Source organism: Cryobacterium sp. RTC2.1 (genome assembly GCF_035018685.1).
GTDB classification, from domain to species: Bacteria; Actinomycetota; Actinomycetes; order Actinomycetales; family Microbacteriaceae; genus Cryobacterium; species Cryobacterium glucosi.
Map to the genome: position 1 here is coordinate 1 of NZ_JASJXJ010000154.1, position 9,205 is coordinate 9,205.

Consider the following 9,205-nt stretch of genomic DNA (forward strand, 5'->3'; position numbering starts at 1 on the left):
CCTCTGTTGGGTGTTTCTTGGGCATATCCGAATCCTTTCACCAGAAAGAAAGCGGCAGGAAAACCGGGACGGTTCACCAAGACAACTCCAGAAGATTCCCACGAGGAGGAGCGCATGTCCACAGCAGTGACCCTCGACGATGAACCGCATCCAGGCCCCGGCCCCGGTTTGGGAGCCCCCCTTCGCTCCGTCTCGCTCCCCCGGGGCCGGCTCGACGTCCGCGTCAGCGGCGGGATCGTGCGCGGAGTGCACGAGGACGGGATCCTGGCCTGGCGCGGCATCCCGTATGCGGCGCCACCGGTCGGCGACGGGCGTTTCCGGGCGCCGCGTCCTGTGGAATCGTGGGCAGGCATCCGTGACGCCTCGAGGTTCGGGAAGATCGCCTCACAACCGCACCGCGGGCAATTTCGGGCGCACGGGCCGCGCAGCGCCTCAGGGGAAGATTGCCTGACAATCAATGTCATGCGCCCGGCCGCGGGGCACCCGCGCCGGCTCGGCCTGCCGGTGATGGTGTTCATCCACGGCGGAGGGTACAGCGTGGGGTCCTCCCAGGACTTCACCGGCCGCGGCGAGCGCTTCGTGCGCAGCGGCCGCGTCGTCTACGTGAGCTTCAACTACCGCCTGGGGGCGCTCGGCTACATCGACTTCACCAGATACTCGACGCCGGACCACCCCTTTGAGAGCAACCTCGGGTTGCGCGACCAGGTCGCCGCCCTGCGCTGGGTGCGGGACAACATCCGCGCCTTCGGCGGGAACCCGAACAACGTCACAGTGTTCGGGGAATCGGCGGGAGGGAACGCCGTCATCACACTGATGGCGACGCCGGCGGCCGAGGGGCTCTTCGCGCGCGCGATCGCCCAGAGCTCGCCGTCCAACGCCGCGTTCTCGCGGGAACTCACGGATGCCTGGGCCGGGGAGGTCGTCGAGGAGTTGCGGACGCTCACGGAAGCCGACGCCGGAGCGGTCGGCCTGGCCCCGGACGAGCTGCTCGCCATGGCACCCGCCGACGTGATCTCCCAGGCTGTCATCGCGGTGCAGACCCGGACCCCGGACTCGAACCCGGGCACCTTCTGCCTCGTGCCCGTCGTCGACGGCGACTTCCTGCCGGAACGCCCGGTCGATGCCTTCCGCGCCGGCCGCGAACACCGGGTCCCGCTCATCATCGGCTCCAACGAGCGGGAAGGCACCCTCTTCCGCGGCAGGGTCGACATCCTGCCGCATTCGGCTCCCCGGATCAGCGCCATCTTCGACCAGGCACCGGAGAGCTCACACGAGGCGATGCGCGCGGTGTACGCGGGGTTGTCACCGCTGCGCGGCTCGGTCGATTTCGGCAGCGACTTCGTGTTCTGGTACCCGAGCCTGCAGCTCGGGGAGCTGCACTCCAGGGTCGCGCCGGTGTACGTCTACCGCTTCGACCTCGCGCCGCGCCTGATGCACATGCTCGGATTCGGCGCGACCCACGGAATCGAGCTTTTCGCCCTGTTCGACCAGACCGACCTGCCGGTCGCCCGGATCATGAGCGTGCTCGGCGGTCGCGAGCTCTTCATCAACGCGGGCGAGCGGATGCGCCGGAACTGGCTGCACTTCGCGCTCACCGGCCGTCCTGACGCCGACTGGCCCCGCTTCACCGAGGAGGACCGCCTGACCCTGATCATCGATGCGGAGGACCGCGTCGAGTCGGATCCCCGCGGGGACCGTCGGGCAGTGTGGCAGGAGTTCCTGCCCGACTGGTGATCGCGGGTCCCTCCCTCGGCCCAGAAACATGCGAAACCGGAACATTGGGCAGGTGCGGGCCGCGGGAAACAGGGGTAGAACGGTGTCAATCACGATCGCTCACCGCTGAGGGACCGCGTTCGTCCTGTTCCGCCCTGTTGCCGACCCCGGTCGGCCCTCACGTGGGGAGTACCGATGACCGATAGCGCTTCGTCCCAAGCCGGCGAGAAACGTTCCGACCAGGTCGACAGCAAGGGGCTGAAAGGCGGGGCGCTCGGCCTGCTGTCGAGCATCGTCGTCGGAATGGCGTCAACGGCCCCCGCGTACAGCCTCGCCGCGAGCCTCGGCTTCATCGTCGCGAGCGGCGGAGCCCTTCTCGCCGGCGTCAAGGCGCCGGGTATCGTGCTGCTCGCCTTCATCCCGATGTACCTCATCGCGGTCGCATACCAGGAACTCAACAAGGCGGAGCCGGACTGCGGAACGACCTTCACCTGGGCCACCCGTGCGTTCGGCCCGATCACCGGCTGGCTCGGTGGCTGGGGCATCATCGCCGCAGACGTCATCGTGATGGCCAACCTCGCACAGGTGGCCGGTTCCTACTCATTCACCTTCATGGGCGACCTCGGACTGACGGGTGTCGCCGACCTCGCGAACGACCAGTTCTGGTCGACGGTCGCCGGTGTGCTCTGGATCGTGATCATGACCTGGATCTGCTACCGCGGTATCGAACTCTCCGCCCGCATCCAGTACGTGCTCCTGGGCATCGAGGTTGTCGTGCTGATCATGTTCGCCGTCTTCGCGCTCATCCGCGTGTACACGGGGAGCGCGGAAAGCTACTCGCTGACCCCGACGCTCGACTGGTTCAACCCGTTCACGCTCGACTTCGGCAGCGTGATCGCCCCGGCCGTGCTGACCGCCGTGTTCATCTACTGGGGCTGGGACACAGCCGTCTCCGTCAACGAGGAGACGGCCGACCCGAGCAAGACCCCTGGCCGGGCCGCCATCATCAGCACCCTGCTCCTGCTCGGCACCTATGCCCTCGTGACCGTCGCGGCGGTCGCCTTCGCGGGGGTCGGCACCGACGGTGTGGGACTCGGCAACGACGCGAACTCGGCGGACGTCTTCGCCGCGATCGGGCCGGCGCTGTTCGGTGACAGCACCCTCGGCAACCTCGCGATGCTCCTCCTCTCGGCCTCGATCCTCACCTCGGCCTCCGCGTCGACGCAGACCACGATCCTGCCCACCGCCCGCACGGCCCTGTCGATGGGTGTCTATCGCGCCCTGCCCGCACGCTTCGCAAAGATCCACCCGCGGTACCTCACCCCGACCTGGGCCACCCTCGCCATGGGCGGCATTTCGATCGGGTTCTACCTGCTCTTCACCCTGATCAGTGTCCAGCTGCTCGGGGCGCTGATCGGTTCCGTCGGCCTGATGATCGCCTTCTACTACGGGCTCACCGGTTTCGCGTGCGTCTGGTATTACCGCAGGTCGATGTGGTCGTCGTTCCGGAACGTGATCATGCGGGGCCTCTTCCCACTGCTCGGCGGCCTGATGCTGACCGCGGCCTTCGTCTACGGGCTGCAGCAGTACGCCACGGTCGACTGGCTCACCGACGATAACGGGGACAACGTCACGATCTTCGGCATCGGCGCCGTCGCCGTCGTCGGGATCGGCGCACTGGTGCTCGGTGTGGTCGTGATGCTGGTCTGGTGGGCGGTCAACCCGAATTTCTTCCGCGGTCGCACCCTGCCGCGCCAGTCCGACGACCTCGTGCTCGCCACAACCGAAGCGGAGTCGATTCCTCGATTCGGACTGCCGGACTCCAAGCTGATGCCGACGATGATCGCGCCGGACCTGTCGAACCTTCCGCCCGGCCAGACCGCCGTCAACGCCGAGACCGGCGAGGAAGTCAGCACGCCCGGCGACCTCCCCCCTGCCGACGCGAAACGGCATCCGCGCGCCGAGGCCGACGACGAGTAGCCGGCGGGTGATCGAGCGACCCTGTCCTCACCAGATACCTGATCAGAGTTAGTTTCCACAGACCTGAGCCATGCTCAGAGAGTGTCGGTGGTTGGTCGTAGCGTGGGGGCATGATCAACCTTCCCGAGTCACCCGCTTCACCCGATCAGCCGCATGGCGAACGGGTGCAGGGCGGTGTTCTCGGCGGGTTGCGGTCGATGGCGGATGTCGTCACCGGGCTGGGTGGTTCGTCCGCCGCTGTCGACACTCTCAGTGACGAGGCGGTGCTCGAGGGGCACGTGTTGATCGCGGGAGCCCGGCGGGCCTTGGACACCCAGGCTGCCTGGTTCGCCGCGACACTCGCCCGGCGGTCCCGTCCGGAACTCGGCGGGAACGGGCTCGCGGCCCGGCACGGGTTCCGGACCCCGGAAGACCTGCTGCAGAGCGTGTCTGGGTCAAGCAAGGGCGATGCTGTCAAGCTCCTCGGGGTGGGCCGGCTGCTGGCCGAGGCCGACGCCGCCAAGAAGGCCGCCCGCGAAGCCGCCGAGGCGCAGAAGTTACTCGACGGGACTCCGCCCCTCAACGAGGCCGCTCCAGACCTGCCGCCAGTCGACCCGCCGGTTCCTGCGGCCGCGGTACCGCCGTGGCACGCGCCGATCGGCCGGGCGTTGCGAGAAGGCTGGCTCAGTGTTGAGAAGGCAGACTCGCTCCGGAAAGGGCTCGGCGACCTGGACCGGGCGATCACCCCGGAGAAACTCGCGTCCGCCCTGGCCCGGCTCCTCACCGAAGCTCGGACCCTGAACACTGACCAGCTGTTCAAGCGCGCCCGAAGGGTGCGGGACGTGCTCGATGAGGCCGGCATCGCCGCCCGCGAGAAAGCCGTCTACGACGACCGGTCCCTGCGGTTCTGGCGACTCCACACCGGGCAGGTGCGCATGGTCGGCCTCTTCGCCCCCGAAGACGGCGAATACCTGATGAGTACCTACGACGCCATCACCAGTCCCCGCCGGGGCGGGGTGCGCTTCGTGGACAAGGAGCAGGCCGCGTGGGCGAAACGGGTGCAGGACGACCCGCGCACCACCGAACAGCTCACCGCGGACGCGTTCCTGGCCCTGATGAAACTCGGCGTGAAAGCCGACCCGAAACGCATCGCCGGAGGACGAAGCCCCGCCGTCCGCATGATCACCATCCGCCCCACCAGCGCCACACCCACCGATGCCGCTCCAACCGAGGCCCCGTCACCCGCAGCCGATGCCGGGACGGACCCCGAAACCGAGGCGCCCGCGCTCCAACCCGGCGTCATCGAAGGGACCGCGGTCACCGTCTCCACCGAAACCCTCGAACGCAACCTCTACGACACCGGGATCCTCGACGTCACCTTCGACGGCCACGGCCACGGCGTCGACCTCGGCCGGGAGCAACGCACCTTCAGCCCCGCCCAACGCGCGGCCCTCTCCCTCCGCGACGGCGGCTGCAGGTGGCCCGGCTGCGACCGACCACCCTCCTGGACCGAAACCCACCACATCCAACACTGGAAAGACGACACCGGCCAGACCAACCTCGACCAAGGCATCCTGCTCTGCCGGGCCGACCACCTCAGGCTCCACAACGAACACTGGCACATTACCCGCGACGACACCGGCCAGTACTGGCTCACCCCACCACCCGGACTCGACCCCGACCAGAAACCCATCCCCCTCACCAGCAAGAACGCGATCCTCCGCGACGATGACCGGGTCTGATCCCAATGGGGCTCGCGTGAGGTCGCGATGCTCGCACCAGGAATGGTGCAGCGCGGGTGCTTCATGACGGGGAACAGGCCGGCCTGCGAACGCACACGGGGAACAGGCCGGCCCGCGACTCACCGGGTCATTCGTTGACGAGGACCGGGACCCCGATCGACACGGCCACGGCCCGGCCGGACACATCCCCGGGTACCGCGATTGTGAACTCCTGACGTTCTATCGGCGGCTCGGTGTGGGTGGTGTCCTCGCTCAGGTGGTGGACGAAACGACCACTGCCGACCAGGACACCATCGGCGTCATAGAACCCGGCCAGCACCTCGAGGTCGAGCACGTCGCTCACGTCGCTCGTCACACGTACGGCACCCGATACCGCACCCCCGTCGAAGGCGAGGTCCTCGAGCACGAACCGGTCGTCGAAGGGACCGGCCGCCGCAACGATCGTCCCCGGGCTCGGGTGCACCAGATTCAGGCTCTCAAGCTCAGGGTTCCCGGTCGACGGTGTCAGTCCTGCAAAGGTCGCCTGAGGAGTGAACTGCGTCGCGGCGGCCGTTTGCGCGTCACTGTGGGCGCCGGTTGCCGCCGCATACACGGCAACGCCGACGACCGCACAGATGGCGACGGCACTCAGCGCCGCGGCGATTCCGGATCTGGTCTTCATGCGAGGTCCGACTACACCACTCGGAGCGCGCGCCCGACTATCCCGAAGAGCGCCGTGTTATCGATCGTGCCCTGGAGCTGATCCGACCCGGGCCCCGTGGCGAACACCGGGACATCCGCCCCGGTGTGATTGCCGGAGAGATAGGTCAACCAGAGTCCGGCGTCCGGGGAGCCGTCGACGACACCCGCCGCATCCGTCGGGGTCCGGAAGGTCGCCGGTCCGAAGTTCTTCGGGTCTGCGGCGCCGGCACCGTTCACGATGCCCGATGAGCGGGCGGCATCCTTGGAATTGGACGGCCGGGTCGGGGTGGAGTTGTTCGCAGAGTTCCCGCTGTCGACGTTGGCCGGCGGAGTCCCGGCCTCGGCGTTCGTGAAGGTGCCCTTCTCGATGATGTTGAATCCGGCGCACTCGTGGTCCGCGGTCACGATGACGAGGGTGTGTCCGTCTCGCTTGGCAAAGTCCTTGACGATGGCGACCGCGTCATCAAATGCCTTCATCTCGCCGAGGGTCTGCGCGGCGTCGTTGGCGTGTGAGCGCTTGTCGATCAGGGCGCCTTCAATCTGAAGGTAGAACCCCTGGCCTCCCTTTCCGCTCCGGTCGTTCTTGTCCGCGTTGTTCTTGCCCTTCTGCAGCAAGTCAATGGCCTTGCTCGTCATCTCCGACAGGGTCGGTTCCTGCGCCTGGACCGAAGACGGGTTGTCCTGCTTGGTCTTCTCAACGGTCAGGTTGCCCTTGTTGAAGAGTCCGAAGACCTTGGCACCGGAGGCGGCGGCCAGGTCGGCTTTCGTGGCGATCGACTGGCCGGTGATGGAGCCGAGGACCGAGTAGCCCTGCCCCTTGAGCGCCGTCTCGTCAGCGGCATCGAAACGGCTGAGCCCGCCACCCAGGATGACGTCGGCCGTGCCGTTGCGGGCGATCTGGTCGGCGATGGGGGTGACCCGTACGTCGCTCGTCGGGAGGGCTGCCCCCGTGATGGACAGGTCCTGGCAGGCCGCATCGGAGTACACCGGACCCTGGCATCCCCTGGCGAGGGCGTGGCTCATCTGGCCGGCGGGAGTGGCATCCGTGATCTCAGCGGTCGAGACGTTTCCGGTGCGGTAGCCGGCCTTCTTGGCCAGTTCCATCATCGTGGGAACGACCGTACCCTTGGCATCGACGCCGAGGGCCGCGTTGTAAGTCTTGACACCGGACGACCATGCCGTCGCCGCAGAGGCCGAATCGGTCACCGGATTGGGCTTGAAGTCGGTGGCACCCGGCTGGCCGGAGAGCTTCTCGACGGCGTACGTACTGACAAAGCCCTGGGCAGGCAGCGTTTCCATGGCGAGCTTGCCTGCGGCGCCGTAGTAGCGTTCGCGGGCGGCGGTGACGTGGGTGCGACCCATGCCATCGCCCAGGAGGTAGATGACGTTGGTGGCGCGGGCCCTGTCGTTTCCGTCATCGGCTGAGGCCGCTAGAGCGGCACCGCCGAATCCAGTGAGGATGACGCTCGCGACCAGTGCGGTCACAAGGGTGGTCGAGGTGAAAACGGAGGTCTGTCTCTTCATGAGGATTCTCCCAAAACTGTGCGATGGAGCACTCGGAGCGGCAGCTCATGTTGCCACTGCTCACACGGTATGGCGTGCCGGTAACAGTGACGGGTACCCCCGGTGAACAGACTCTGACCGTTGCCCGGTCGACGGTTGATGCTGCCCGGCGAGCAGGGTCACCTCGCGTCGAGCGTGGCCGCGAGGTGGGGAGTGAGCACCGCCGTCACCTCGGCGATGACTGCCTCCAGCCTGGCCAGGTGATCCTCCGTGACCGGTCCACCATGGTTGGCGGATGCTTCGATCTCCCCGCATACGGCGGCGAGCCCGCTTGCCCCGATCGTGGCGCTGCTCCCGCGCAGCCGGTGGGCGATGAACGCGGCCTGCACCAGGTTGCCGCGGTCGAGCTCCGCCCGAAGGGCCGCCAGGTGGCCGCCGCTTTCGTCGAGGACGTGTTGCAGCAGAACGGCCTTGGTCTCGGCGCCCATCTCGTCGAGGTAGCCGAACAACTCGGGATCGAGCACCGGTGCTTTCTCGGCCACCGGCGTCGTGGAGAGGCCTGCCGCGAGGTCCGGCTCCGGACTCGGCACCGGAGTCGGCACTGGCACTGGCACTGGCACTGGCACTGGCACCCTACTGGTGAGGGCAAGGGCCTCCGCGAGTTCCTCGACCCGGATCGGTTTGCTGAGGTACTGGTCCATGCCCGCGTCGGCACAGGCCCGGCGCGCTTCCGCCGTAACACTCGCCGTCAGCGCGATGATCATGGGCTGGCGGATACTGTCGCCCAGTACCCGGATCAACCGCGTGGCCTCGAGCCCGTCCACGATCGGCATGTGCACGTCCATCAGGACGACGTCGAAGTCGCCGAGTTGGACCGCCTGAACGGCTTCCAGACCGTTACTGACGGTGTCCACGCGGTGACCGCCCTTGGCGAGCATCAACTGCGCGACCTTCTGGTTGACGAGGTTGTCCTCCGCGAGGAGGATTCGCAATCCGGAAGCTGCGTCCGCACGCGCGGGCACCTCGGAGCCCGCGGCGACCTGGCCGGAAAGCACTTCGATGACGACGCGTTGCAGTTGGGCGCTGCGCACCGGCTTCGTCAGGACCGCCGCGAACGGCGCCTTGCGCGCTTTGCTCAGTGTCGCGCTCATGCTCGTGAGCAGGATCATCGGGGTGTCCTGCCATCCCGGCAGGTCCTGCAGCACCCGGGCGACTGCAGCGCCGTCCATCCCCGGCAGCTGCATGTCGAGGATCGCGATATCGGGAACAGGGCTGTTCCTGGCGTCCGCGATCATCTCATCGGACGTCGCGGTCACGGTACATTTCATCCCCCACCGGGAGAGCTGACCGGACAGGATCCGACGGTTGGCCTCGTTGTCGTCGACCATCAGCGCGCGGAGTCCCGCAAGTGAGATCGTTTCGGTCACGCGGCGCTCCGGCGACGGGCTTTCCCGCCAGGCGATGGTGAATGCGAAGGTGGAGCCGACCCCGACGGTACTCGTCACCTCGATCCGGCCCCCCATGATCTCCACCAGGGCCTGACTGATCGCCAACCCCAGACCCGAACCGCCATACACCCGCGTCGTGGACGCATCCACCTGACTGAA

The 9,205-nt window shown here is 67.5% G+C and carries 6 protein-coding genes; 3 read left to right on the forward strand and 3 right to left on the reverse strand.

The genetic code is table 11. The features are described 5' to 3' along the window. Positions 1-114: 114 nt before the first annotated feature. From QN357_RS15690 to QN357_RS15700, 3 genes are all read left to right on the forward strand, one after another. Positions 115-1,734, forward strand: coding sequence for a carboxylesterase/lipase family protein (locus tag QN357_RS15690; RefSeq protein ID WP_323505170.1), 1,620 nt, complete (start codon positions 115-117; stop codon positions 1,732-1,734). Between the two features lie 174 nt (positions 1,735-1,908). After that, a complete protein-coding gene (locus tag QN357_RS15695) occupies positions 1,909-3,693 on the forward strand; it encodes an APC family permease (RefSeq protein WP_323505171.1) in 1,785 nt (594 codons plus the stop codon). 110 nt (positions 3,694-3,803) lie between these two features. Beyond that, the gene (locus QN357_RS15700) at positions 3,804-5,414 is read left to right on the forward strand and encodes an HNH endonuclease signature motif containing protein (RefSeq protein ID WP_323505172.1); all 1,611 of its coding nucleotides are present in this window, start codon (positions 3,804-3,806) and stop codon (positions 5,412-5,414) included. Positions 5,415-5,541: 127 nt separating this feature from the next. Here the strand turns inward: QN357_RS15700 and QN357_RS15705 are convergent, their stop codons facing one another. From QN357_RS15705 to QN357_RS15715, 3 genes are all read right to left on the reverse strand, one after another. Beyond that, positions 5,542-6,075, reverse strand: a complete 534-nt coding sequence (locus QN357_RS15705; protein WP_134558636.1) for a hypothetical protein — start codon at positions 6,073-6,075, stop codon at positions 5,542-5,544. Between the two features lie 11 nt (positions 6,076-6,086). Then, the gene (locus QN357_RS15710) at positions 6,087-7,619 is read right to left on the reverse strand and encodes an alkaline phosphatase (RefSeq protein WP_134558635.1); all 1,533 of its coding nucleotides are present in this window, start codon (positions 7,617-7,619) and stop codon (positions 6,087-6,089) included. A gap of 158 nt (positions 7,620-7,777) precedes the next feature. Beyond that, a partial coding sequence (locus QN357_RS15715; RefSeq protein WP_323505173.1) for a response regulator occupies positions 7,778-9,205 on the reverse strand: 1,428 nt, incomplete at its 5' end.